The sequence below is a fragment of the Lacinutrix chionoecetis genome, assembly GCF_053604665.1.
Genome location: NZ_JBSHNQ010000083.1, coordinates 1 through 26,819, shown reverse-complemented (window position 1 = coordinate 26,819; position 26,819 = coordinate 1). Strand labels below are relative to the sequence as shown.

General features: G+C 33.8%; 24 protein-coding genes. 6 read left to right on the top strand and 18 right to left on the bottom strand.

Annotation, left to right across the window (positions count from 1 at the left end; translation table 11 throughout):
* Positions 1 to 47: 47 nt before the first annotated feature.
* On the bottom strand, positions 48 to 995 hold the full coding sequence (locus ACVC43_RS09170; RefSeq protein WP_452224348.1) for an NAD(P)H-dependent flavin oxidoreductase: 948 nt from the start codon (positions 993 to 995) through the stop codon (positions 48 to 50).
* Between the two features lie 118 nt (positions 996 to 1,113).
* On the bottom strand, positions 1,114 to 2,304 hold the full coding sequence (gene mnmA / locus ACVC43_RS09165) for a tRNA 2-thiouridine(34) synthase MnmA (protein WP_452224212.1): 1,191 nt from the start codon (positions 2,302 to 2,304) through the stop codon (positions 1,114 to 1,116).
* A gap of 209 nt (positions 2,305 to 2,513) precedes the next feature.
* On the opposite strand from mnmA, the gene ACVC43_RS09160 reads away from it, so the two are divergent.
* Entirely contained in the window at positions 2,514 to 3,512 is a 999-nt protein-coding gene (locus ACVC43_RS09160; RefSeq protein WP_452224211.1) for a fasciclin domain-containing protein, read from the top strand.
* Positions 3,513 to 3,606: 94 nt separating this feature from the next.
* Here ACVC43_RS09160 and ACVC43_RS09155 read toward each other — a convergent pair whose 3' ends face one another.
* The 9 genes from ACVC43_RS09155 to bshC form a co-directional block, all read right to left on the bottom strand.
* Positions 3,607 to 4,308 (bottom strand): toxin-antitoxin system YwqK family antitoxin, encoded by a 702-nt coding sequence (locus ACVC43_RS09155; RefSeq protein WP_452224210.1) that lies wholly within the window; start codon positions 4,306 to 4,308, stop codon positions 3,607 to 3,609.
* Positions 4,309 to 4,441: 133 nt separating this feature from the next.
* Positions 4,442 to 6,358, bottom strand: a complete 1,917-nt coding sequence (gene yidC / locus ACVC43_RS09150; protein ID WP_452224209.1) for a membrane protein insertase YidC — start codon at positions 6,356 to 6,358, stop codon at positions 4,442 to 4,444.
* Positions 6,359 to 6,525: 167 nt separating this feature from the next.
* Positions 6,526 to 8,142, bottom strand: a complete 1,617-nt coding sequence (locus tag ACVC43_RS09145) for a CTP synthase (RefSeq protein WP_452224208.1) — start codon at positions 8,140 to 8,142, stop codon at positions 6,526 to 6,528.
* Positions 8,143 to 8,621: 479 nt separating this feature from the next.
* On the bottom strand, positions 8,622 to 8,855 hold the full coding sequence (locus tag ACVC43_RS09140; RefSeq protein WP_452224207.1) for a DUF3820 family protein: 234 nt from the start codon (positions 8,853 to 8,855) through the stop codon (positions 8,622 to 8,624).
* Positions 8,856 to 8,859: 4 nt separating this feature from the next.
* Positions 8,860 to 9,399, bottom strand: coding sequence for a DUF922 domain-containing protein (locus ACVC43_RS09135; RefSeq protein ID WP_452224206.1), 540 nt, complete (start codon positions 9,397 to 9,399; stop codon positions 8,860 to 8,862).
* A gap of 43 nt (positions 9,400 to 9,442) precedes the next feature.
* On the bottom strand, positions 9,443 to 11,419 hold the full coding sequence (locus tag ACVC43_RS09130) for a LysM peptidoglycan-binding domain-containing protein (protein WP_452224205.1): 1,977 nt from the start codon (positions 11,417 to 11,419) through the stop codon (positions 9,443 to 9,445).
* 123 nt (positions 11,420 to 11,542) lie between these two features.
* Positions 11,543 to 13,075 carry a glutamine-hydrolyzing GMP synthase gene (gene guaA, locus ACVC43_RS09125; RefSeq protein ID WP_452224204.1) on the bottom strand — a complete coding sequence of 511 codons (1,533 nt, stop codon included), beginning with the start codon at positions 13,073 to 13,075 and terminating at the stop codon, positions 11,543 to 11,545.
* Between the two features lie 92 nt (positions 13,076 to 13,167).
* Entirely contained in the window at positions 13,168 to 14,256 is a 1,089-nt protein-coding gene (locus ACVC43_RS09120; RefSeq protein ID WP_452224203.1) for a ThuA domain-containing protein, read from the bottom strand.
* Positions 14,257 to 14,306: 50 nt separating this feature from the next.
* The gene (gene bshC, locus ACVC43_RS09115; RefSeq protein ID WP_452224202.1) at positions 14,307 to 15,911 is read right to left on the bottom strand and encodes a bacillithiol biosynthesis cysteine-adding enzyme BshC; all 1,605 of its coding nucleotides are present in this window, start codon (positions 15,909 to 15,911) and stop codon (positions 14,307 to 14,309) included.
* A 131-nt stretch (positions 15,912 to 16,042) separates the two neighbouring features.
* Between bshC and ACVC43_RS09110 the strand changes: the two genes are divergently transcribed.
* The gene (locus tag ACVC43_RS09110) at positions 16,043 to 17,302 is read left to right on the top strand and encodes a carboxypeptidase-like regulatory domain-containing protein (protein ID WP_452224201.1); all 1,260 of its coding nucleotides are present in this window, start codon (positions 16,043 to 16,045) and stop codon (positions 17,300 to 17,302) included.
* A gap of 3 nt (positions 17,303 to 17,305) precedes the next feature.
* Here the strand turns inward: ACVC43_RS09110 and ACVC43_RS09105 are convergent, their stop codons facing one another.
* Both ACVC43_RS09105 and ACVC43_RS09100 read right to left on the bottom strand, forming a co-directional pair.
* On the bottom strand, positions 17,306 to 17,986 hold the full coding sequence (locus tag ACVC43_RS09105; RefSeq protein WP_452224200.1) for a uracil-DNA glycosylase family protein: 681 nt from the start codon (positions 17,984 to 17,986) through the stop codon (positions 17,306 to 17,308).
* A gap of 4 nt (positions 17,987 to 17,990) precedes the next feature.
* Positions 17,991 to 18,713, bottom strand: a complete 723-nt coding sequence (locus tag ACVC43_RS09100; protein WP_452224199.1) for a tetratricopeptide repeat protein — start codon at positions 18,711 to 18,713, stop codon at positions 17,991 to 17,993.
* Between the two features lie 88 nt (positions 18,714 to 18,801).
* Between ACVC43_RS09100 and ACVC43_RS09095 the strand changes: the two genes are divergently transcribed.
* Positions 18,802 to 18,933: a 30S ribosomal protein THX gene (locus ACVC43_RS09095; protein WP_452224198.1), complete on the top strand. Its 132-nt coding sequence runs from the start codon at positions 18,802 to 18,804 to the stop codon at positions 18,931 to 18,933.
* On the opposite strand, the gene yaaA is transcribed toward ACVC43_RS09095, so the two are convergent.
* The 3 genes from yaaA to ACVC43_RS09080 all read right to left on the bottom strand — a co-directional run bounded on the left by yaaA (position 18,934) and on the right by ACVC43_RS09080 (position 21,439).
* Positions 18,934 to 19,692, bottom strand: coding sequence for a peroxide stress protein YaaA (gene yaaA, locus ACVC43_RS09090; RefSeq protein WP_452224197.1), 759 nt, complete (start codon positions 19,690 to 19,692; stop codon positions 18,934 to 18,936).
* A 137-nt stretch (positions 19,693 to 19,829) separates the two neighbouring features.
* Positions 19,830 to 20,876 (bottom strand): RluA family pseudouridine synthase, encoded by a 1,047-nt coding sequence (locus ACVC43_RS09085; protein ID WP_452224196.1) that lies wholly within the window; start codon positions 20,874 to 20,876, stop codon positions 19,830 to 19,832.
* 5 nt (positions 20,877 to 20,881) lie between these two features.
* Positions 20,882 to 21,439 (bottom strand): PASTA domain-containing protein, encoded by a 558-nt coding sequence (locus tag ACVC43_RS09080; RefSeq protein WP_452224195.1) that lies wholly within the window; start codon positions 21,437 to 21,439, stop codon positions 20,882 to 20,884.
* 167 nt (positions 21,440 to 21,606) lie between these two features.
* Between ACVC43_RS09080 and ACVC43_RS09075 the strand changes: the two genes are divergently transcribed.
* Both ACVC43_RS09075 and coaD read left to right on the top strand, forming a co-directional pair.
* The gene (locus tag ACVC43_RS09075; protein ID WP_452224194.1) at positions 21,607 to 22,581 is read left to right on the top strand and encodes a D-alanine--D-alanine ligase; all 975 of its coding nucleotides are present in this window, start codon (positions 21,607 to 21,609) and stop codon (positions 22,579 to 22,581) included.
* A 142-nt stretch (positions 22,582 to 22,723) separates the two neighbouring features.
* Complete coding sequence (gene coaD, locus ACVC43_RS09070) at positions 22,724 to 23,179, top strand: pantetheine-phosphate adenylyltransferase (RefSeq protein WP_452224193.1); 456 nt, start codon at positions 22,724 to 22,726, stop codon at positions 23,177 to 23,179.
* 28 nt (positions 23,180 to 23,207) lie between these two features.
* On the opposite strand, the gene ACVC43_RS09065 is transcribed toward coaD, so the two are convergent.
* Positions 23,208 to 24,830, bottom strand: a complete 1,623-nt coding sequence (locus ACVC43_RS09065) for a SulP family inorganic anion transporter (RefSeq protein WP_452224192.1) — start codon at positions 24,828 to 24,830, stop codon at positions 23,208 to 23,210.
* Between the two features lie 97 nt (positions 24,831 to 24,927).
* On the opposite strand from ACVC43_RS09065, the gene ACVC43_RS09060 reads away from it, so the two are divergent.
* Positions 24,928 to 26,661 carry a M14 family metallopeptidase gene (locus ACVC43_RS09060; RefSeq protein ID WP_452224191.1) on the top strand — a complete coding sequence of 578 codons (1,734 nt, stop codon included), beginning with the start codon at positions 24,928 to 24,930 and terminating at the stop codon, positions 26,659 to 26,661.
* Here the strand turns inward: ACVC43_RS09060 and ACVC43_RS09055 are convergent.
* Positions 26,629 to 26,819, bottom strand: a 191-nt coding sequence (locus ACVC43_RS09055; RefSeq protein WP_452224190.1) for a hypothetical protein, incomplete at its 5' end; no start/stop codon positions are given. The genes ACVC43_RS09060 and ACVC43_RS09055 overlap by 33 nt on opposite strands.

The following is a 26,819-nucleotide window of genomic DNA, read 5'->3' as shown; positions in this document are numbered from 1 at the left end:
AGTACTAATAAAAATTGGTTTAATTATTTTACCATTTTTAATAGTTTTTATAACTGAGAAACATAAACTTTAGCTTCCTCAAACTCCTTTACCATGTCTTTTACAATTTCGGCTACAGGTTTAATGTCGTGTATTAATCCAGCAATCTGCCCGATTTCCAATTCACCATCTTCTAAATCACCTTCAAACATACCACGTTTTGCTCTTGCTCTACCTAATAATTTTATAAGTTGTTCTGGTGTTGGTGCTGTTTTATATAATTCTTGTATGTCGTTAAAAAACTTGTTTTTTATTAAACGTACAGGTGCTAACTCTTTTAATGTTAATTGTGTAGCTCCTTCTTTAGCATCTACCACCACTTGCTTAAATGCTTGGTGTGCGGACGATTCTTCGCTCGCTACAAAACGACTACCAATTTGTACACCATCTGCTCCTAAAACCATACAGGCTAACATGGCTTTTCCTGTGGCAATACCACCTGCAGCAATAAGCGGAATCTGTAACTGCTCTTTTACCATTGGTATTAGTGTTAGCGTTGTGGTTTCGTCTCTTCCATTGTGGCCTCCAGCTTCAAAGCCTTCGGCTACAATAGCATCTACTCCTGCATCCTGTGCTTTTAAAGCGAATTTAACACTGCTTACCACATGAACTACTGTAATACCTCTGTCTTGCAACCATTTTGTCCACGTCTTTGGATTCCCTGCCGAAGTGAATACAATTTTTACACCTTCTTGCACAATAATATCCATAATTTCCTCAATGTTTGGATATAACATTGGTACATTAACACCAAAAGGTTTGTCTGTTGCTTTTTTACATTTTTGAATGTGCTCGCGTAACACATCAGGATACATGCTTCCTGCTCCAATAAGACCAAGAATTCCCGAGTTACTTGCTGCTGAAGCTAAACGCCAACCACTATTCCAAATCATTCCCGCTTGGATAATTGGATATTTAATATTGAAGAGTTTTGTTATTTTATTTTGCATATTTATTTCCCGAGAAAGCGGGAATCTTATTTATTGAAACACTTCGATAAACTAAGTGTGACAATTAAGTTATTTATAAGATGCTTCGACAAGCTCAGCATGACATTAAAGATAGTTTAAAATATTACGAAATAACACCAGAGCCAACCAATTCGTCTTCTAAATACCAAGCTACAAATTGGCCTTCGGTAATGGCAGATTGTAAATTTTTAAATTCCACGTACATACCAGAGTCTACTTTGTGTAATGTTGCTTTTTCTAATGCTTGCCTGTAACGAATACGCGCCAATACCTCTAAAGTTTCGTCTGTTTTTAATGCTAAATCGGGTCGTACCCAATGTAACTCGTCGTTGGTTACAAACAATACTCTTTTATACAAACCAGGATGTCCTTTACCTTGTCCTGTATAAATAACGTTTTCATTAACATCTGTATCAATAACAAATAAAGGTTCTACTTTTCCGCCAACCGATAACCCTTTACGCTGTCCTTTGGTAAAATAATGCGCGCCTTGGTGTTTGCCTACTATTTCGCCATCTGTAATTGCATATTCGGGTTTACGAGACAAGTATTTTAACTCTTCAGTTTTTGTGCTAAAACTTGTTTCACTATGATTATAGTTTGAATTATCTTGAGGAATTTCAACAATTAACCCTTCTTTGGGTTTTAATTTTTGCTGAAGAAAATCTGGTAAACGTACTTTACCAATAAAACATAAACCTTGAGAATCTTTTTTATCGGCAGTAATTAAATTGGCTTTTTTAGCAATCTCACGCACTTCACTTTTTTGAAGCTCTCCAATTGGAAATAGCGCTTTTGCTAATTGTGCTTGTGATAGCTGACACAAAAAATAAGATTGATCTTTGTTGGTATCTTTCCCAGAAAGTAATTGAAACACTGCTTCTCCATTATGTTCTATAACGCCTTTTCTGCAATAATGACCAGTTGCCACGTAGTCTGCTCCCAAATCTAAAGCGATTTTCATAAACACATCAAACTTTATTTCCCTGTTACACAAAACATCTGGGTTTGGTGTTCTTCCTTTTTCATATTCGTTAAACATGTAATCGACAATGCGTTCTTTATATTGCTCGCTTAAATCTACTGTTTGAAAAGGAATTCCTAATTTTTCAGCAACTAACATAGCGTCATTACTATCGTCAAGCCAAGGACACTCATCAGAAATAGTTACAGAATCGTCATGCCAGTTTTTCATAAACAGACCAATCACTTCATACCCTTGCTCTTTAAGCAAATAGGCAGCAACACTTGAATCTACGCCTCCAGAAAGTCCTACGATTACTCTTTTTTTCATAATTATTGTCCTTAAAAATCAGGACTATTTTTTAATGACTGCAAAGATACAAGATTTTAATTTTTTTAACTCGTAATCTATTTATCAAATCGCTACGTATATTTTGTTGAATGTTTTATTGTAAAAGTTTAACAAAATATTTATACTTTTTGTTTAATCTTTCTTTAATTTTGTAAAACAAAAATATTAACAAACAAAAATTATTTACTATGAAAACTTTAAGAAAACTTCCATTCTTTCTACTTTTAATCACCTTAATCTGGTCATGTAGCGACGACGACGACGCAACTATGGTTGTGCTACCTCAGCCAATGAATATTGTTGAAACGGCTCAAGCAACACCAGATTTAAGTATTCTGGCTCAAGCGGTTGTACAAGCAGATTTAGCAGGTGCACTAAGTGCATCTGGAGATAGAACAGTCATGGCACCAACCAACGCTGCATTTACAGCATTTTTAGACGCTAACGGATTTAATGCGCTATCTGAGGTTCCAGACGATGTGTTAACACAAATTCTTTTAAATCATGTTATCGATGGATCTAATATCACTTCGGCTGCACTTTCTGGAACTACAGGATATGCTACTACCTTAGCCTCTGGTCCTGGAAATACAAATTTAAGCATATACTACAATGGTAATAATGGTGTTACTTTTAACGGTGCTTCACAGGTGGTTTCTGGATTAGCAGATATTGCTGCTACAAATGGCATTATACATGTTGTTGATGAAGTAATTGCGTTACCAACGCTACTAACATTTTCTACAGCCGATAGTACTTTTGATAGCTTAGAAGCTTCCGTACTTTTATCAAGTCAGGCAACTGTTGCCACAGCATTGACTGATGCCTCATCAACCTCTCCACTAACCGTACTTGCTCCTACAAATACAGCGTTTGCTGCCTTATTGGATAGTAATCCTGCCTGGAACAGCCCTGAAGATATTGATGCTTCTTTATTAACAGCTGTTTTAACACACCACGTAACCGCTGGTAACGTAACCTCAGGTAATTTAACTAATCCTGGAACAACGACAGTAACGAGTGTTCAAGGTCAGGATTTTTCGATTATCTTACCTGGAACTAATAATAATATAGCAGATGTTACTGATGGAGCAGGAAATACAGATATTGGCATAATAGCAGTAGACGTACAAGCATCCAACGGTGTTATACATGCAGTTAATAAAGTATTATTACCTATGCAGTAAGCCTTTAAGAGGTTCTCTTAGCATATAAGATTAATAGCAAAATAATACTTCTTGAAAGAACAAAGCGCTTAGAAAATTTCTAAGCGCTTTGTTTTTATTGTTTTTTGTATGGATTTTTACTGCGTCGTGTAAAATCTTTTTCCTTTACAAATTTACCGTCCTCATAAAACTTCCAGATACCATGCCGTCTGTCTTTTTGGTAAACGCCCTCCATTTCTATTCTGCCTTTAGCATCATAAATTTTAGCTGGACCGTGTAATTCTCCGTTTTGGTAATTAAAGATTCTAATAAGTGTTCCAGATTCTGAATACCAACGCGATTCGCCAACTACAATGCCAGAGCTGTAATTTTCTTTTTTAGCTAATTGCCCGCTTAAATAATAAGTATTTTTTTCGCCCTCTAATTTGCCTTTGTTATCGTAATACTCTTCGGTCATTACAACATTAGATTTATTATGATAGTAAATCCACTTCCCAACGTAAGTCTTCCCTCTCATTTTACCTTCACTAATTACATTTTTTGTTGAGGAATAAAATTTTACTTCTGCTAAATCGCTATTTGGACTGTAGGTTCTTGTAGCTGTTAACACGGGCTTGCTATCTATATTTTTATAGAATTTAAAAGTACCTACTTCTTCTCCATGATTAAATTCACCTTCATAGCGAAGCACTTTAGTGTCTTCAAAATTCTTTTTCCAGATACCATGACGCTGTCCGTTGGCATCTGTTTTGTTAAAGTCCTGAGCGAAACCTATGCTCGAAATGAGGGTTAATAAAATTAGTATGGTTTTATTCATTTTTAATATTTTTTTTAAAAGCTTAGACGAGGCTTTAGCTTTACAATAACGTTTATACTATCTATCTAATTGTATTAACCAAAAAAGCTGCCAAACTTAGTTTTGAGTGGCAGCTTTTAGAAGTTTATTTAACTTATTTTTTCTTATTTTTTTTTTGCGCTTGCTTTTGTTGCTCTGCCTGCTCCATCATTTCTTTCATTTTTTTCTGAAACTTACTTTCTTTCTTAGGCTTTGCTTTTTGCACTTGTATTTTGGCGTGTATTTTATCTTCGTCTAAAATAAAATTCTTTATAACTATTAAAATACCAATACTAATTAAGTTAGAGATAAAATAGTATAAACTCAATCCAGAAGCATATTTATTAAAGAATACAATCATCATGATTGGTGCAAAATAAATCATGTATTTCATCATTTTTTGCATGTCTGGCATCCCTTCCTGCACTGGTGCGGCAGAGGCGGCCTGTTGTCCTGTTGTCATTTTCATGTAAAAGAAAATAGCAACACCAGCTAAAATTGGAAATAAACTTACATGATCTCCATAAATAGGGATATCGAAAGGTAATCTCGCTACGACATCGTACGACGATAAATCGTCTGCCCAGAGAAACTTTTTTTGTCGCAATGCAAAAGCAGTTGGGAAGAACATAAATAACGCATAAAATACTGGCATTTGTATTAATGCTGGTAAACAACCCGCTAATGGGCTTGCACCTGCCTTATTTTGTAACGCCATAGTTTCCTGCTGTGCCTTCATTTTGTTATCCTTATGTTTCTCGCGAATAGCATCTAATTCTGGCTTAAGAATTTTCATTTTCATTTGCGACAAGTACTGCTTGTATTGTACAAAAGACATGGCTAATTTAATTAGCACTGTCATTACAATTATGGCAATACCAAATGGTAAAAAGGAACTTAAAAAACCAAATAACGGAATAAATAAATACTCATTTATCCATCCAAAAATACCCCAACCAAGTGGAATACTTTCTTCTAAATTTTTATCGTAAGCTTTTAAGATTTTACTATCTGTGGGTCCGTAAAACAATCCGAAATTTTCGTTAAGCTCATTTCCCGATAATGCTAACGTGGTTTTAGCTGAAAACTTTTTTGTAAACAAGGTGTCTATCGTTTCCTCTTCAACCAAATCTGTAGAATTTAAAGTAATAGACTTTAACGGCTTATTGTTTGTAACCAATATAGAGCTAAAAAAATGTTGTCTAAACGATAACCAATCGAGATCTTCAACTGTTTCTTCGTCTTCTCCTGTTTGCGACAGCTTATCGATATTACCATCGTCATGCTGGTAGGTTAAACGTGTGTAACGATTCTCGTAGCTAATACTTTGATCATGACGTTTTGCTTTTTGAGACCAGTCTAATTTTATATCCTGTGACCCATTAATTACATTATTTAATCCCTGAGATTTTATGGTAAAATCTACCATATAATCGTTTGGTTTTATAACGTATAAATATTCTAAAAATTTAGATTCGGACACCTTAAGTTTCATTGAAACTAAGGTGTTTTCGCCATTTTTAGTTACAGTTGGCTGGAACGGAAGCTCGCTGGTATTAAAAATACGACTCCCTGTTGTACCAAAATTAATATTAAAATTTGCGTTGTTATCCTTTACTAAATAAATAGGAATAGAATCGAAATCGACAAACTTATTAAGTTTCACTTCAGATAAATGTCCTCCAGTTCTTGAAAATGTTAATGTAAACACCCCATTATCTACAACAGTTTTCTCTTCGCCAGACGTCTTAAATGCGTGAGCAAAGGCTCCATATTTATTTTGAAGTGCAACTTGTTGTAAAGAATCTCCAGCCATATCGGTAGAAAAATCTTTGGCTGTGGTTACCTTTGTTTCTTCTGGAGTTACTGTTTTAGCTTTAGCATTTTCAGCATCAATTTGTTCTTGTTTTGCTTTTTCTTCGGCAGCAACTTCTTCTGGTGAAGGTTGATTTTGCCACATCATAAACAATAAAATTCCGAATATAAGTACAAAACCTACTATCGACTTTACATCTAATTTCTTTTCTTCCATATTATTTATGTCTTTCGACTGTGCTCAAGCTATACTTTAGCGGTAATTTAGTTATTTAATCTATAAAACCTGTCTGATTGAAAAAAACGTACAGGTTCTACTATTCTGGTTTAAAGAATTACAATTCAAAAAGTAATCCGTTATTTATTTTGTGCCATTGTGACACCTTATTTAGATTTATGGTATTTAAGTGCAGCTGCAACAAACGCCACGAATAGTGGATGCGGACTGGCAACTGTACTTTTATATTCTGGGTGGTATTGCACACCAACAAACCATGGATGATCTGGAATCTCTACTATTTCTACAAGGTTAGTATCAGGATTTAAACCTGTGGCAATCATGCCTTTTGCTTCTATTTGCGATTTGTAGTCGCTATTAAATTCGTAACGGTGTCTGTGACGCTCTTTAATAATCTGGGTGTCATATAATCTTCCTGCAATACTATCTTGAGTTAATTTACAATCCCAAGCCCCTAAACGCATAGTGCCTCCTTTGTCCTTAACGTTTTTTTGCTCTTCCATTAAATTAATGACAGGATGGGTAGTACTGTCGTCCATTTCTGTAGAGTTAGCATCTTCCAAGTTTAAAACATTACGAGCAAACTCTATAACTGCCATTTGCATACCTAAACAGATACCTAAAAATGGAATATTATTTTCTCGCACATATTTAATGGCATCAATTTTTCCTTCAATACCACGTTCTCCAAAACCAGGAGCGACTAAAACACCATCTAAATGTGATAACATAGCTTTTACATTGTCTTCATTTAAATATTCGGAGTGAATAGATTCTACATTAACTTTTACTTCATTTTCTGCACCTGCATGAATAAAAGCCTCTAAAATAGATTTGTAACAATCCTGAAGCTCTACATATTTACCAATCAAGCCAATAGTGACTTCAGATTTTGGGTTTTGATGACGCTCTAAAAAGGCATTCCATTGTTCTAAATTTGGTACATTACTTTCCAAATTAAGTTTCTTTAAAACCACTTTATCTAAGCCTTGCTCTAACATTAAGTTAGGGACATCGTATATAGTAGAAGCGTCTATAGCTTGTATTACAGACTCTCTTCTTACGTTACAAAAACGTGCTAATTTATCGCGTAAATCTTCTGGTAATTCATGCTCTGTACGGCATACCAAAATGTCTGCCTGTACACCACTTTCCATTAAAGTTTTAACGCTATGCTGCGTTGGTTTTGTTTTTAACTCGCCTGCTGCAGATAAAAAAGGTACTAATGTTAGATGGATAACCAAAGCATTATGCTCTCCCAATTCCCATTTTAACTGTCTTACCGTTTCTACATACGGTAAAGATTCTATATCACCAACTGTACCGCCAATTTCTGTAATTACAATATCGTAATCTCCAGAATTTCCAAGAATTTGGATACGACTTTTTATCTCGTCTGTAATGTGTGGAATAACCTGTACAGTTTTGCCTAAAAATTCGCCTCTACGCTCTTTTTGTATCACGCTTTGGTAAATACGACCAGTGGTTACATTATTTGCCTGACTTGTAGGTACGTTTAAAAAACGCTCGTAGTGGCCTAAATCTAAATCGGTTTCTGCACCATCGTCTGTAACATAACATTCGCCATGCTCATAAGGATTTAAAGTACCAGGATCGATATTAATGTATGGGTCTAATTTTTGTATTGCAGTTCTGTAACCTTGAGCCTGAAGAAGTTTCGCTAAAGAAGCTGCTATTATTCCTTTTCCAAGAGAGGAAGTTACACCTCCAGTTACAAATATGTATTTTGTTGTAGTTGCCATTGCGCGTTGTTAAACGCGAGCAAATTTACAATTTTAAGTTGAAAAGTTAGGCGTTTAAACTTTTATTTTTAGAGGAATATAAACGATAATGTTAACCTTTTCTATTGTGTAACATTAAGTAATAAAGATCCACTTTAAAATACTTAATGAAACATAAAGTAAACAATAGTAATTGTCACTAAAAAGAAACATTAAGCCACATAGGAAAAGCCACTTGCATGACACAAGTGGCTTTTCTAAGCTATAGCTATTCTATAAAAACTACATTTTACCAGTTTGTTGGGTGGGGTTTTTATGTTCGTTTTTGAGAATGATATAGAATGTTAAAGTACTTATAGATGTTTCCAAATTTTTATGTTTGACTTATTCAGGAAAATAATAAGAAAAATTTAAAATTCAACTTGTGTTCAATCAAACCGTTTGCGCCAATTTACTGCCCTACTTTACATACACAAAACGTTTAAACAAACACCTAAACCCTAAATCTTAGCAAAATTACGCTGAATATTCCTTACCAATTCTTCCAAACCATTTAATTTAAGTGTATAAACGGTTTCCAGCATTTCACCTAATTTTCCTTTAGGAAAGCCTTTATTGTGATACCAAACCACATAATATTCTGGTAAGTCTATTAAATAACGGTCTTTGTATTTGCCATAAGGCATTTTAGTATGCGCCAATTTAATAAGAAACGTTTTATCTGGCTGCAGCATATTGTTATTTGGATTTAAACTTTTCTAAACGTTTTAATTCTTTGTTTACAAAGGCAACCCATTGTTCCTGCCCTTCTGTATTCATAGAGAAATCACTTTCTTTATCATACAGTTGTTGCATCTCGCTTAAATCTTTATTGGCTTGTATATGAAGTTTATTAAGATCTTGTGCAATGTTTTTAGACACCTTTAATTTGGAAATTTTTTCTCTAAAATATCTAACGTTTAGCTCTGTAATATCGAAATGAAACTGCTCGTGTCTTAAAATATTATTATCTATTAATTCCTTTTTACACCAAGAATGTTCCGGATAGAAATGGGCAAAAACTTTTGTTTTAAAACCCGTGATACCACGTAAATTACTTTTTTCAATGGAATAACTAAATGTAATCCCAGAAGCTGTAACTGCAACTGCATTAACAGATTGGTCTGGTTCGCCTTTAAAATCTGCCCAGTTTAGTCTATGGTTTTCGTGCCACGAAAACTCAGACGTATCGCTTTTAAAGCAAAGCAGAAACCCTATAATTATAAATAATTTACTCATGCTTAAACGTTATAACCCATTAAAAACGAAATAAAAAGTCAACTTATTGTTTTACCTCGTCGATTTCCAAATTGTTATACTGCACTAAATACACACTGTCGTTATAATAGCCTCCAAATAATTTCTTTTTGTAAGCAAATTTATTCTCGACGTAAGAGGTTAAAGGCGACGCTTCTACAGATTGATATAAATCCTGAGAGGTTACCAAACGTAACACAACATCCATGGTTAAATCGAAACCGCGAATAGCATAATCGTTTGGCGAAACTTTATATTGGCGCTTATACTCCTCTACAAATGAATTTGTAGCTTCTGAATTAATCATTTTTTTAATTGAAGGATAGGTAAAATGCAGATTAGACAAGTGGTAATTTGAAACCTCCTCGTCCTCGAAAGCTTTATTTTGATTTGTTGTCGCTAGTGTAATCTGGGTTTTGTCTTTTTGCAATCCATTTAATATACTTGATACATTAGATACAAATCCTGCATTGTCGGTTTCTAAAAACACGACATTATTACCTGGTTTAATAACATTTATTAAATCCTGCTCTATAATATAGTATGCATCTTTTTGCGTTTTCTTATCTATACGAGAGCTCACTAATTTTGCTTTTGCAAATTTACCTTTAAGCATGGTACTTGTGGCTTTGCGTTTTAAATCTGAAATAATTATAATTTGTGCTGTAGAGTCTGCTTTAAAGTAATTAATAACTTTAAGTTTTAAGTTTTCATCATCTGGTCTGGACTGAAACACATTTCTGCCTACGTTTACTTTTTTAACTACTGGAGAAACAATAGGTACATTGTCGTTTTCTAATGCGTTAGCTACAAGGTTGAAATTTTTAGGCAATAATGGTCCTATGACCGCATTGGTACGAGAAAAATCGTTACTTCGTAATATGGTATTGATTTGGCTTTGCCTGTTTTGCGTGTCGTAAACATCTACTTTTAGGTTTATGCCTAACTTTTTAAGGGAATCGAAAGCGATTAAAACACCTGAATAAAAATCTAATGTTACACCTAAAGTTCTATCATTTTTAATTTTACGCTTGGCATCGAAAACAGAGTCTGTATTTACTTCGTTAAGTGTAAAAGGAAGCATTACAGCAATGTTTTTAACATTGGTGTCTATAGCGCTATTAGATAGTTTTATAAACTCTGATGGCTCATTTATACCATTATCATGCGTCGTACCAGTATCGGTTGTTGTTATAGAAGTGTCTAAAGGCACTCTTAAAATCATACCCTCTTTTAATCCTGTTGTGGCAAGTTCTGGATTTAAAGCTTCTAAAGCAGATTGTTCTAAGCCTAATTTTACTTTTAATCTGTAAAACCCTTCTTTTGGTAATACTTTATAATAACTATATTCTTCGTCGAAAGTCTTTACTTTATCCTTTTCAATATTAGGAACATTAATAACCTGTCCAGGCTTTAGCATCCCTTCCATGTCTGGATTTAATGCCTCTAATTCCTGAACAGTAATACCATATTTGTAAGCAATACGCCATTTTCCTTCTTTGGGTTGTACCACATAAGTGGTGTTTGGTGCATTTTCGTAGGTAATAATTTTTTTATATACCGGAATTTGTAATTTATCTCCTTTTCTAAGATTGTTCGCATAAAGCGATTTATTATATTTTTTAATTTCATCTACTTCTACATTGTACTTTTTAGCAATGCTAAACAATGTTTCTTTCCGCTTTGTCTTATGCGTAATATAACGTTCTACAGTTTTTTCTACAACTTGAACTTTATCGTTATTAGTTGCTGTTGCAGGGTTTGTAGTAATAACCGAAGAATCACTACTTTCCTTAGGTATAATTAAAACTGCATTTGGTCTTAATTTTTCTCGCGCATCTGGATTTAATGCATAAATGTTTGCTGTAGAAACATTATATTTTTTTGCAATGCTCTCTATAGTTTCTCCAGATTTGACTCTGTGCGTGCCATATTTTTGTGCATTGGCAGAGGCACAAGTGACTAGCATAAAAAAGCTAAGGATGTATATTATTTTCTTCATATGTTTATAATACGTTTGTTATTGCGTTAGCGGTTGCAGTGGCATCCTTTTTTTGCTGCCATATATGGCAAAAAAAGATATAACGGAAAACGCGACCCTTGTGGTAACGCCCTAATTATTATTTTACTCCCACTCAATGGTTGCTGGTGGTTTACTACTAATATCGTAAACTACTCTATTAACGCCTTTTACTTTGTTTATTATATCGTTACTGGTTTTTTGCAGAAATTCGTAAGGTAAATTTACCCAATCTGCAGTCATTCCATCTGTACTTTCTACTGCTCTAAGCGCAACACATTTTTCGTAGGTACGCTCGTCTCCCATCACGCCAACACTGTTTACTGGCAGTAAAATCGCGCCTGCCTGCCATACTTTGTCGTACAGTCCAGCGTCTTTTAATCCGTTAATAAATACGGCATCGACTTCCTGCAAAATACGAACTTTTTCTGGAGTAATATCTCCCAAAATACGTATAGCCAAACCTGGTCCTGGAAACGGATGACGCCCTAAAAGCGTTTTATCCATACCCATGGATGCACCCACTCTACGCACCTCATCTTTAAACAAGGCTTTTAATGGTTCTACTATTTTAAGTTTCATAAAATCTGGCAATCCGCCAACATTATGATGACTTTTAATAGTTGCGCTTGGACCTCCTGTTGCACTTACACTTTCTATAACATCTGGATAGATTGTGCCTTGCGCTAAATAGGTTACGTCTGTTATTTCATGTGCTTCATCATCGAACACCTCTATAAAAACACGACCTATGGCCTTACGCTTTTCTTCCGGGTCGCTCTTTCCTGCCAAGGCATCCAAAAAGCGTGCCGAAGCATCTACGCCTTTAACGTTAAGTCCCATGTCTTTGTATTGGTGCAGGACTTCGGTAAATTCGTTTTTACGAAGTAAGCCGTTATTAACAAAAATACAATACAGGTTTTCACCTATGGCTTTATGTAGCAGCATGGCTGCGACTGATGAATCTACACCACCAGATAAGCCTAACACCACTTTACCATCTCCTATTCTCTTTTGTAGTGCTTCTACAGTTTCTTCTACAAAAGCATTTGGCGTCCAGTCCGGATTGACATTTGCAATTTTAATTAAAAAATTTTCTAACAGTTGTTTTCCATCTGTTGAGTGATAAACTTCCGGGTGAAATTGTATAGCGTAGGTGTTTTCTTCTTCAATTTTATAGGCTGCGTTTTTTACATCGTGCGTGCTGGCTAATAATTTGCCATTAGTTGGCAAACTTTTAATGGTGTCGCTGTGGCTCATCCAAACCTGACTGCCTACAGAAATACCTTCTAAAAAAGTGTCCTTTTCTACAAAACTTAAATTAGCACGTCCATATTCGCGTGTGTTGGATTCTGCTACTTCACCACCAGAAAAGTGGGCTAAATATTGCGCACCATAACAAACCGCAAGCATTGGTTTAATACCACGAATAGCTTTTAAATCTGGGTGAAAAGCTTCAGTAGACCTAACAGACATAGGGCTTCCAGATAGAATAACAGCTTTATAATCGTCTAAGTTTTTTGGAATTTTATTGAATGGGAATATTTCGGAATAGATGTTAAGTTCTCTTACTCTACGCGCAATAAGTTGTGTGTACTGCGATCCGAAATCTAAAATTAATACCTTGTCGTGTTGCATACGCAAAAATAGTAATAGATTTCGTTAATTCTAATTTATAAATAATGATTTTTCGTCTGTTTTGTTAACATTATTTTCAACAAAAGAAAATTTTAAATTTTAACCAATTTTATACTTTGAATCACCTCATTTGTTTCAATTTTTAAGAAATATATTCCTGTTTTAAAAGCGGAAAGATCTAAACTAAACTTATTGTTATGTAATGTGGAAGTGTTAATTGTTTTCGACAGTATTTCCTTTCCTAACATGTTGTACAATGTTAAGTCTATAATTTCTGAAGCGTTTTCAAAATTGACAGTTGTTATTGCTTTTACAGGGTTTGGCGCGATTTTAAATGCTGAAAATTTTTCCTCATCTATACCAAGCGTATTCCCATCGATTGCCCATAACGTAGCATTTAGTAACAGGGTTCTAAAATTTGTATTTGAAGAATAATCGCTTCCGTTATGTCCTAAAGCAGTATAAAACGATCTTATTCCTGTTAGTGTAACATCTGGCGTAGTGGCATTGTTGTCATGATTGTAAGTAATGGATTCTTTAAACCATGTTGTTGGTCTGGCTGCATCGTAGCTGTTGCTTCCTGTAGATTCAACTTCTAACAAGACCGTGTTATCTGAACTTAGCTGCCCACCGTTGAGTTCCCAGTAATAATACTCCTCGCTTTTATTCCAAATACTGCCAACTGGACCTAAAAAATTAGTAATAGGATTACTTGCTTTTACTTCCATATCTGCGTTAAAATTATTTGCTGTATGGTTAGGACTGTTTTGTACAATACCACCAACTAACTCATTGTAGAATGGCCAAACCTGGTCGCGATAAGTATCTGTAGCAGCATGAATGCCTACAAAACCATTACCGTTTGCTATAAAGTTTTCCAAGGCAGTTTTTTCGGAAGCAGATAATAAATCACCATCACTACCGGTTTCATCACTTCCAGACGTGTTTAAAAAAACTACTGCACTATACTGTGCTAAATTAGCTGGTGTAAACACACTCGAATCTTGTGAGTTATCTACATTAAACCCATTGCTTGTTCCGAATTCTTCAAACATAGTAATGCCTGCATTAATTGCACTGGTATGTCTAAATTGATTGGTTTCATGAAACACAAGTATACGGTCTTGCGAGAAAGAAAGTACTGAAAACAATAAGAATGAAAGGAGGAATAGTTTATTCATTGTAAAGGATTTATAATTATATACGGATAGAAAATACCTAACAGATTTTTTTATAAAGTTACAACGGTAAAATCTCCTTTTAAGGGCTCTAAACTATTAATTAACTGCGGAATTAATTGGTCTCCAAATTCCAGATACAACTCGCTAAAATTGGTATTTCGTTCTTGTAAACTTTGATTTGGAAATAGCTGGTTTTGAAGTTGAGTCATACGCTCCACCTGATCTTTTAATTTTCTTTTTTGAGCAGTTAACAATCGTTTTTCAAGATGCTCCAACCCATTAATCTGTTTTTTTTCTTGAGCTGCAACTGCACCTTCAAAGGATTCATCGGTTTTTTGAGCTAATGCATATAAATCTTTAAACTGATTTTTTAAATGTGCTATTTGCTTAGAAAAATCTACATCGATGTTAGAGATTTCTCTTACTTTTTTGTTAATAAAAGATTCTCTTTTCAGGAATAAATCTTGAATAGAAATATTGAGTTTTTTAAGTTTTTCTGCTTGCTGTCTGGTTTTTATTAATACCGAATTTCGCAACAATAGTATTGGAAACACCACGTTATTTGCCTTGAAATTTTCTTTTAGCTGAAACCAATACGCCAACTCTCCTCCTCCTCCAATATAACATAGATTTGGTAAAATAACTTCCTGATATAAGGGTCTTAAAATTACATTTGGCGAAAAACGCTCTGGGAAATTATTGACTTCATTTAAAATTTCGTCCTTACTCCATGACATATTGGTGTTTAATGCTTTATAAACCCCATCTTCCAAAACGATGCGTTCTCTAATATTCTCTTTTAAATAGAATAAATTTATCGCTCTTGGGTTTACTTGAATTGGGTAATCTTTATCCTCTATGGCTTCAATTTTAGCATTCGTTTTTAAAACGGCTTCCTCTGCTGTTTGGTCAACTAATTCTTTTTCAAGTTGTGGTATAAATAGTTGTTTTAATTCTGGAGAGTTAGCCTCTATTATAACCAGACCGTAATCTTGAAATAATTCATTTGCCAAATAGAATGTTGCCTTAGCCAAGGTGTCATGCTCTAAATAAGCTTTCTTAAAAAGTGTTCTAAGAAAATCGGCATTTTTACCAATACCTAACTCTTGAGAAAAAGTCTCGAAAACAGCTTCTAATCCTTGCGTATTTAATGCTCCAACTGCTCCAGAGGCGCTTCGGTTCCATCTAATTTTCTTTCCTTTAAAATTGAAATAATTTATTTCTTCGAAATCATGATCTTCGGTAGCCATCCAATAGACTGGCACAACATTATAATCGGGATACGCTGCTGTTAATTGCTTTGCCAAATTTATAGTTGAAACTATTTTATGCAAAAAATATAATGGTCCAGTAAATAAATTTAATTGGTGACCAGTGGTTACTGTAAACGTGGTGCTATTACCTAATGCTTCAATATTTGCAGAAGTAGCATTAGAACTATCGACATTCTCATACTGTTTTTTCAAACTATTAACTAAAATAGCTCTTGTTTCTTGACTAAAAACTGCTTGCTTTTCTTCAATTTGAGCTTTAAAATTTTCGAGTTTTGGGAAGCGATTATAGAGTGGTTTTAAGTTATCAGCCTCAGCTAAATAATCGCAAATAAGTTGAGAAAAATATCCTGTGGATTTATACGAGATGTAATTTATTGGCATAAAAGATTGCTTATTCTTTGTAAATATAAGGCTCTTTGCACTAATGTTCGTCTTAAAATTAACATAAAAAAATGAAAAAATTGCTTGATTTTCAGTATCTTTAATGGTTACTCATTAAAACTTTCAATGCTATGAAAACGCTTAATATCAGTACAATAAAAGTAAAATCTATTACTTTTTTATTCCTGTTGTCTATATGTTTTTGCTACTCGCAAAACATCCAGGAATTTAGAGGTAAAGTAGTTAACAGTGATACAAATAAAAAATTAGCATTAGCTAACTTAATGGTTGTTGGCACCAATATAAGCACAGTTACAAACAGTGAAGGCGATTTTTTATTAAAAATCCCGACAGAGCATATTAATAAGTCTGTTATGGTGTCTTACATTGGGTATAAAAAGCAGGAAATTCCAATCTCTAAATTTAAGAAAAATAACAATAAAATAGAACTTACTGAAGCCGCCACTGTATTAGCACAAATAGATGTAAATGTCCCAAAAGATGCCGAGACCTTAGTGAGAAAAGCGCTAAGTCTTAAAGGTGAAAATTATGTAAATAACGAGGCTGTAATGACTGGTTTTTACAGAGAGACAATAAAAAAGCGGAATAAAAACGCATCGCTTTCTGAAGCTGTTTTAAAAATATATAAACAACCTTACGTGTCCAGCAAAAAGGACGCAATAACATTAGTTAAATCCAGAAAGAACACCGACTATTCTCGTTTAGACACCTTAGCGCTTAAACTGCAAGGCGGACCTTTTAGTATGCTTTATACAGATGTTATGAAATATCCCGAATACATTTTTACAGAGGATAATTTAACCAACTATACGTTTAATTTCGACCGTTCCACACAAATAGACAATAAGCTGGTATACGTAGTAAATTTTAAACAAAAAGAAGAAATTATTACACCATTATATTATGGACAATTGTACATAGATGCTTCTACTTATGCACTAACAAGTGCTATTTATAACCTTAATGTTGAAGACAGAGATTTAGCCAGTAAAATGTTTGTTAGAAAAAAGCCACGAAAAGCAGATGTGTATCCAACCGATGCTGCCTATCGTGTAAATTACAGAATTAAAGATGGCAAATGGTACTTTGGTTACAGCAACATACTCCTTACATTTAAGATTAATTGGAAGAACAAACTCTTTAACAGTCGCTATACGCTGGAAAGCGAAATGGCGATTACCGATTGGGATCAAAACACCACAGCTTTTGTTAACCGACCAAAAGACAGGTTGAAGCCAAATACCATCATGATAGACGAAGCCTCTGGCTTTTCGGATCCTGAATTTTGGGGAGAATACAACATTATTGAACCCGAGAAATCCATAGAATCTGCAATTAAAAAAATTAGCAAACAGTTGAAAAAAGCATAGGTATTAAATATACTCACGGTACTGCAGCACTCTAAAATCGAACGTTGTAAAATTTGGGTTATTTGCTTTTAGTTGTTTGTATAATGGATTGCTCCCTATCGAAATGTTTGCGGCACCAGAAGAAGAGGTTAACGAAACCGTTTTAATTTTTCGCGGTTTAACAGCAGTGCCAAGATTTTTGTCTGCTAACAAAAATTCATGAATTTTTGGTGTTTCTTTAGAAACTAAATTTAATTTTAAATCGTGGGCTTTTAAATGTCTTCTAAAAAAGTATTCTGGACCATTTTTGCTATTGCCTCCTATAAATAAAAGTGTGTTAATATTTGGGTAGGTTTTAAGGTAACCCACTATATTACGAAGTTTTATGTTCTGCATACCTAAATCTGAAGCATCAATTTTAGAACGTTCACAACTCTCTACTATATCGCAAACACCAATCTTGTTTTTTATTAAAAAATCTTGACGCTGCTTTATAGCTTCATTAGAATTATCGTACCTTAAATTGAGATTGTAAATTTCATCAATAAACAACCACAAACTATTGTAGTAACTACCATAGCAAAAATTCACATCTTTTTCTAACAAATCTCCGGTTGTAAATCTTGGTGGTGGTAATGTCCCTACAATTAACTTCTGAGTATCTTTTTTAATAAACGGTTTGTATGGATGCTTGTGTTTAAACATGAAGTTACAAACTCTTTAAAAGTTTTTCGACTTCGTTAATAGTTGTTCGGTATTTTGTTTTGTTTGGTTTGGTCATGTGTTTAGATTCTGTTGAAATTTCATTTAAAATCGCCTTAGCCTCAGCACTATTGTTTTTATTTAAAAGAAATTTTGCCAATACTAAACGCTCATTGTAATTAGAGTAACGTTGATCTATGGATTTTAAATGCTTTAAGGCAGCTTCAGAATGACCTGATTTATCTAAGGCTAAACCATATATGAATTCAGATTTTGAATTATTAAATTCTGAATGACTTTTTAGCTCTTCGGCATAAGCGATAGTTTTATTATAATCTCCAAGTTCGTAATAAGCAGCAATAAGTTTTTCAAGAATAAAATAATCGTTTTGATCTTTATCTTTTAAAGCTACTTCATAATGCTGGATTGCATTGTTATAATCCTTCATCTCAAAATATGCATCTGCTAAATTCAATCTGTTTTGAAACGTCTCTGAAAACTGAAGTGTTTTGTTTAAATCTTTCACCTTCTTGGTTGGCACTAATACCGAGGTTAAATTATCTTTAATAATGCCTGCATCCCTTTTATTATAAACTTGCGTAATGAGGTAAATAATAGAGCCAATTGCAGGAATAAAAATGATTAAAAAAATCCAATAGTAATCGTTTTTATTTTTAATTAAATGATAAATACAGAAAATCTGTAAGGCTACAATAAGGTAATAATACATTAGTTAAAATTTGTTTAAAGTGCTAAATATAGTAAAGAAAGCCACAAAATAATTATTACCTTTAAAGAAATTGATAATATAAAATTACATGGGAAGAGGAGACAAAAAAACAAAACGCGGAAAAATTAGCAGAGGTACTTTTGGAGTAAAAAGACCGAAAATTAAAAAGCGTATTCGTCCAGAAACAAAAATTGCTATCGATAAAAAAATTAAGCCGTAATTATCGAGTAAAAACCAAATGATTTTTACTCGATAATTCGTCGCTTAAACCATAGCCTTCTGCTGTAAACCCTTTTAGATCCTCTATAGTTTCAGCATCATTATCCACAATGTATCTTGCCATTAGACCTCGTGCTACTTTAGCAAAAATGGCTATTGTTTTATATTTTCCGTTTTTAAATTCTTTAAAATCTACAGTTACTATTGGCACTTTTAATGCTTTAGTATCTATTACCTTAAAGTATTCATTACTTGCTAAGTTTACAAAAACCTCATTGTCTTCGAGTTCCTCATTTAAAGCTTTTACAATATTTTTTTTCCAAAATTCGTATAGATTTTTTTTGGTTCCAACTGGCATTTTAGTGCCCATTTCTAAACGATAGGCTTGTATTAAATCTAATGGTTTTAATAACCCATATAAACCAGAGAGGATACGCACTTTATCTTGTAAAATATCAATTTTATCTTCAGGAATAGTGTAGGCATCTAAGCCTCTATACACGTCTCCATTAAAAGCATAAACGGCTTGCCTTGCATTATCTTTTGTAAAAGGCAATTGCCATTCTTGATTGCGCTCATAATTTAGTTTACTTAAAGCATCACTAATACTCATAAGTTTAGATAAACTTTTTACAGACTTCTTCTTTAAAATTTTATTTAAACGTTGAGATTGTTCTAAAAACAGCGCTTCTGAGGCTTTTATAATTGGTAACTTGGTTTCAAAATCAAGAGATTTTGCTGGTGATAATACTAATTTCATTGCACATTTTTTTTCATTTCCGTGTAAACGGTAAAACCTATCGTTATAATGAACGAATTTACAATTTTAAGTCCTTTTTGTAATGGTATTAACAAAGATTTAGTCTATTAACAAATAGAGTCTGCCAATATTTGTAACTACTCTGCAATGTGCTTAGTGTAACCTCTCCATTTCTCTATACATTCTTGCATATCTTGAGGTACTGGTGTTTCAAAACGCATATATTCACCCGAAACAGGATGCTTAAACCCTAAGGTTTTGGCATGTAGTGCTTGGCGTGGTAATATTTTAAAACAGTTATCTACAAATTGCTTGTATTTAGTAAAGGTTGTACCTTTTAAAATACGTTCGCCACCATAACGCTCATCGTTAAAAAGGGTGTGCCCAATGTGTTTCATGTGCACACGTATTTGGTGTGTTCTACCAGTTTCGAGTTTACAACTTACTAAAGTAACATAGGTTAATCGTTCTAATACTTTAAAGTGTGTTACTGCTGGCTTCCCTTTGTCTTCATCATCATCGAAATACACAGTGTTTTGTAATCGGTTTTTTGGGTGTCTGCCAATATTACCTTCAATAGTTCCTTCGTCTTCTTCCATGTTTCCCCAAACAATCGCAACATATTCGCGTTCACTGGTTTTATCTTTAAACTGTTTAGATAAATGCGCCATGGCTTGCTCGGTTTTTGCTACCACTAACAATCCGCTGGTATCTTTATCTATTCTATGCACCAAACCAGGTCTGTCGCTGGAGTTTTTGGGTAAATTATCGAAATGATAAATCAATCCGTTTATTAGCGTTCCTGAGTAGTTACCATGACCTGGATGCACAACTATTCCTGCTGGCTTATTAACCACTAAAAGCACATCGTCTTCATAAACAATGTCTAATGGCATGTCTTCACCAACTAATAAATTTTCGAATGGTGGATGGGAAAATAATACGCGAATTTCGTCTAATGGTTTTACCTTATAATTAGATTTTATAGCAACATCGTTAACATAAATATTTCCTTCTTTGGCTGCAGCCTGAATTTTATTTCTCGTGGCATTTTCTACTTTATTCATCAACCATTTATCGATACGTAAAGGTGCCTGACCTTTATCTGCCGTAAATGAATAATGCTCGTAGCGTGTTTCTCCTGCCTCGTTTTTTTCTGGCGGTTGTGGTGTATAGTCGTCCATTAATTTTAGTTTGGACTGTTTCCGTTACCTAAAACCACATCAATTTTAGAATGCTTTGGCAACAATGTCCCTGGTTTAAGTGTTTTACCTTCAAAACGAAGACTTAACACTTCATCTTTACCAATATTGTCTACATATGTTTTCTTCCCTATTTCAAATTCTAAAGACTCTAAAGTAGGTCGTGCTTGACGAAAAGTACGATTAATAATATTAGGCACTGGTATTTTTCTGTAACCAGACGGATTAAGCGTGATGTAGATTTTTCGATTTTCCTTTACTTGCTCATTGGCAGGTGGATCTTGATCGATAACCGAAAATTTAGGATAGTCTGGATTAAAATTTGCAGAATCTTGAATTTCCATAACCAGATTATTTTTATCTAACTCTATTTTAGCCACGTTAATAGATTTTCCTTTAAGATTTGGAACGGTTTCAAAAGTGCCATGGTTAGTTGTAATGTTAAGCCATTTCAACATTATAAAACACAGTACCACAACTGCCAGAATAGCTAATGCGAGTTGCTTAAAAAAAGTTTTGCTGGTTAGGAATTTTACGATACTCATTTGTAAATATTGTTAAAAATAGTATGGCAAATATATAAAAACAAAAAGGTTTTCGTTTGCTATTAAATAAATGATATTTTTACAAAACTCAATTTAAGATGAGTTATTGCATAATTAAATACATATCAAAATAAATTAATAAGATTACCGCTTTGCGGAAACTAAAGATGAAAAAAAATATCGCTATTATAATGGGTGGGTATTCTAGCGAATATCAGATTTCTTTAAAGAGTGGAAACGTTGTTTATAACACTTTAGACCAAGAGAAATATCACCTTTACCGTATTCATATTTTTAAAGAGAAATGGGTATTTATAGATGCTTATAATGCTGAATTCCCAATCGACAGAAATGATTTTTCTGTACTTGTAAACGAAACGAAAATCACATTCGACTGTGTGTTTAATGCCATTCACGGCTCTCCTGGAGAAAATGGTTTTATGCAAGCCTATTTTAAACTTATTGGTATGCCGCAAACCAGTTGCGACAGCTATCAAGCAGCCTTAACCTTTAATAAAAGAGATTGTTTAAGCGTATTAAAACCGTATGGTATTTTAACAGCTAATAGTTATTATTTTAATTTAGGTGATGCTATAAATGAAGAAGCAATAATAAATAAAGTAGGTCTACCATGTTTTGTTAAAGCTAATAAAGCTGGTAGTAGTTTTGGCATTTCTAAAGTGAATAAAAAAGAGGAGCTTGAAGCAGCTATCAATCATGCTTTGAAAGAAGACGATGAAGTTATTATTGAATCTTTTTTAGATGGCACCGAAGTATCGGTAGGCGTTATTACTTATAAAGGAAAAACCAAAGTCCTACCAATTACCGAAATTGTTAGTGAAAATGATTTTTTCGATTACGAAGCCAAATATCTTGGGAAATCTCAAGAAATAACACCAGCAAGACTCTCTAAACAGCAAGAGGAGAAAGTGAATACTGTTGCAAAGAAAATATACAATACCTTAAAAATGAAAGGCTACACAAGAAGTGAATTCATTTTTAAAGATGGAGAACCACATTTACTTGAAATTAATACGGTGCCTGGTTTAACTAACGAAAGTATTTTACCGCAACAAGCTGCTAAAGCAGGTATTAATTTAATGATGTTATTTGAAAGTGCAATTGAAGAGGCTTTGAAATAGGGTCAACTTATGATTTTACTTTAAATTTAACTTAAGACAAGAAGTTGCTGGTTAAATGATTTCAGTATTAAATTAGTAACTTTACTCAACTATTTTAACATTTACAATAGGTATTTACATAAATGGTAATAAACTTTTATCAATGAAACGAGCACTTTTTCCAGGATCATTCGACCCGATTACTTTAGGACATTATGATATTATTAAACGTGGTGTCACGCTTTTTGATGAAGTAATCGTGGCAATTGGTGTAAATGCAGATAAAAAATATATGTTTTCTTTAGAAGAACGTAAAAAATTTATTGAAGACACTTTTAAGGATGAGCCAAAGGTTAAAGTTGCTACTTATAAAGGATTGACCGTACAATTTTGCAAAGAAATTGGTGTAGATTTTATATTACGAGGTTTACGCAATCCTGCAGATTTCGAGTTTGAAAAGGCAATTGCACACACAAACAGAGATTTAGCTCCCATTGAAACCGTATTTCTTTTAACAGCGGCCAACACGTCATATATTGCTTCATCCATAGTTCGTGATGTTATAAGAAATAATGGAGATTACACGATGTTAGTACCAGATAGCGTGAGAGTAAAATAAAAAACGAGCCAAATGGCTCGTTTTTATATTAGAATTTATATTCCGATAATGGTTTTGGAAATTTCTCTGGATCTTCTGCCAAATGATATCTTGGATCGTCTATATCTTCAATAATCACTTCACGAAACTTAGGGCTTGCCTTGTAAAGTAATATTTTACAATCCTCGCTTAAATGCTTCAGTTTAATGCTTTTTCCTTCAGCTTCATATTTTTCAACAATATTAAAAATAGCTTCTAAAGCCGAATGGTCGCTAACTCGTGATTCAACAAAATCTATTTCTACATTTTCGGGATCGTTTTTTGCATCAAACTTATCGTTAAATGCCTGAATACTTCCGAAGAATAAAGGTCCCCAAATTTCGTAAACTTTAGTACCATCTTCACGTAAACGTTTTCTTGCACGTATTCGTTTTGCGTTTTCCCAAGAGAAAACTAAAGCGCTAATTATCACTCCAGCAATAACTGCAATGGCTAAATCGAAAACTATTGTTAAAGCAGAAACTGCCACCAAAACAATAACATCGCTTTTAGGGATTTTATTTAAAATTCTAAAACTCGACCAAGCAAAAGTTCCAATCACTACCATAAACATAACTCCAACTAAAGCTGCAATTGGTACTTGTTCTATTAATCCAGACGCAAAGAGTATAAAGGCTAATAAGGCTAAGGCAGCTACAATTCCAGATAATCTGCCACGACCACCACCTTTTATATTTATTAGCGATTGCCCAATCATGGCACAACCTCCCATTCCACCAAAAAACCCTGTAACAATGTTAGCTCCACCTTGTGCCAAACATTCTCTGTTAGAGTTTCCTCTGGTTTCGGTAAGCTCATCTACTAAATTTAACGTCATTAACGACTCTATTAAACCTATAGCCGCTAAAATTAATGCGTACGGAAAAATAAATTTCAAGGTGTCTAAATTAAATGGCACTTTATTAAAAATATCCCATTGAAAACTTGGCAAACCACCTTCTAAACCTGCTCCTCCTCCATCTTTTATAAAACTACCTACTGTTGCAACATCGAGGTTTCCAAAAATTACTATAGCAGAAACCACTAAAATTGCGATTAAGGCTTCTGGTAATTTTTTAGTAAGTTTTGGTAGACCAAACATAATGGCCATGGTTAAAAGTACTAAGCCAATCATAATATACAGTGCGCTACCTTGCATCCAGACTTTTTCACCACCAACCACTTCTTTAAACATACCTAATTGGGATAGAAAAATAACTATTGCGAGACCATTTACAAAGCCCATCATTACTGGATGCGGAATTAATCTTACAAATTTCCCGAGTTTAAAAACGCCTGCCAGCATTTGTATAATTCCCATTAAAATAACCGTGGCAAATAAGTAATACAATCCTAATTGTTCACTTTCTGCGCCCATGGCATTACCTTCGGCAACCAAAGACACCATAACTACCGCTAACGCACCTGTAGCACCACTAATCATTCCTGGACGACCACCAAAAATAGATGTAATTAAACCCACCATAAAAGCGGCATAAAGTCCAACTAATGGATCTACTCCTGCAACAAATGCAAAGGCTACAGCTTCAGGCACTAAGGCTAAAGCTACTGTAAGCCCGCTTAGAATATCATTTTTAGCGTTTGCTGTTTGTTTTCTAAAAAATGCTGTCATTATCTTTTTTTTGAAGCTGCAAAAGTACACTTAATTAATAGACAGACAAAGTCGCATTTTCTATATTTGTCGGTACTACACAATTAAATTATTTAATATGAAGAATATATACATGGCATTACTTATTGTTTTTAGTTTTAGTTGCGACACTAAAGAAGCCTATGATTTTACCACAGTGTTCGAAAAATCTGAAGGTTTAGAAACTGCAACTTATCATGAAACTATTGAATATTACACCAATTTAGCAGCTAATTACCAATCTATTGCAATTGATTCTATTGGAATGACAGATGCTGGCAAACCACTGCATCTTGTGACGTTTAACAACGATGCAACTTTCAATTTTTCAGAAATAAGACAAAATAAACGTATTCTTCTTATTAATAACGGTATTCACCCTGGAGAAAGTGATGGTATCGATGCAACAATGATGCTTTTAAGAGATCTTGCAGAAGGTATCATTGAAACACCAAAGCACACGGTTGTTGTAACCATACCTATTTACAATATTGGTGGTAGTTTAAACCGAAATTCTACTACAAGAACCAACCAAAATGGTCCGAAAGAGTATGGTTTTAGAGGCAATGCCAGAAATTACGATTTAAACAGAGATTTTATAAAATGTGATACCAAGAACGCTAAAGCGTTTACCAAACTATTTCATTTAGTACAGCCAGATGTTTTTATAGATAATCATGTTAGTAATGGTGCAGACTACCAATATACTTTAACCCATTTATTTACGCAACATAACAAATTAGGCGGTGTTTTAGGCAATTACCTGCATACCAAAATGATGCCAGAATTAGAAACAAAACTTGAAGCAAAACACTGGGATATTACGCCTTATGTAAATGTATATAATAAAACGCCAGACGATGGTTTTTCTCAATTTATGGATTCTCCGCGTTATTCTACTGGCTACACTACATTGTTTAACACTTTAGGGATGATGGTTGAAACCCACATGTTAAAACCATATAAGCAAAGAGTTGAAGGCACTTACGAATTGATGAAAAGTATGATTGAAATCACTGAAGAAAATGGCGATACAATTATGCGATTAAGACAACAACAACACGACGATTTAATAAATAACAAAACCTATGTGGTAAATTGGGAAATTGATACTACAAGAACCTCTAAACTTACCTTTAAAGGTTACGAAGGTGAATTAATTACAAGTGACATTACAGGAAAAGAGAGGTTAAAATACAACCGTTTAAAACCATTTAAAAAAAGTATAATTTATAAAAATTACTTTAAACCATCAACAAGCGTTACTATTCCTACGGCTTACATCATTCCTCAAGGTTGGCACAGTGTTATTAAATTATTACAATTAAATAACATAGACATGTCGAAACTAAAAAAAGACTCTACACTTAATGTGGAGAGTTATAAAATTGAAAACTTTAAAAGCAGAACCTCTCCTTACGAAGGTCATTATCTACATTATAACACTAAAGTCTCTTCAACACTCAGAGACGTTAATTTTAGAGCTGGTGATTTTATTATTAATACCAATCAAAATGGATTACGCTACATTATAGAAACGTTAGAACCAGAAGCACAAGATTCGTTTTTTAACTGGAATTTTTTCGACACGATACTGCAACAAAAAGAAGGTTTTTCGGCTTACGTTTGGGAAGACAAGGCATTAGCGCTTTTAAATAATAACCCGAAACTGAAAAGCGATTTTCAAGACCTAAAAAATAAGGATGAAGACTTTGCAAACAATTGGTACAAACAATTAGATTGGCTACATAAACACAGTGAAAATTACGAAAAGTCGCATTTACAATACCCTGTTTACAGGATACCAAAGTGATTCAAAAAATATAAATGTGTCTAGTCCTAAATAACCGATACAGATTATTAAAGGATTAAATTTATTAATTAAAGCTGAACAATCATATGATTGTTCAGCTTTTTTGATTTGTATTGTTTTCTTTTCAATTTGTTTTGTGCGTGCATTTGTATTGGTGT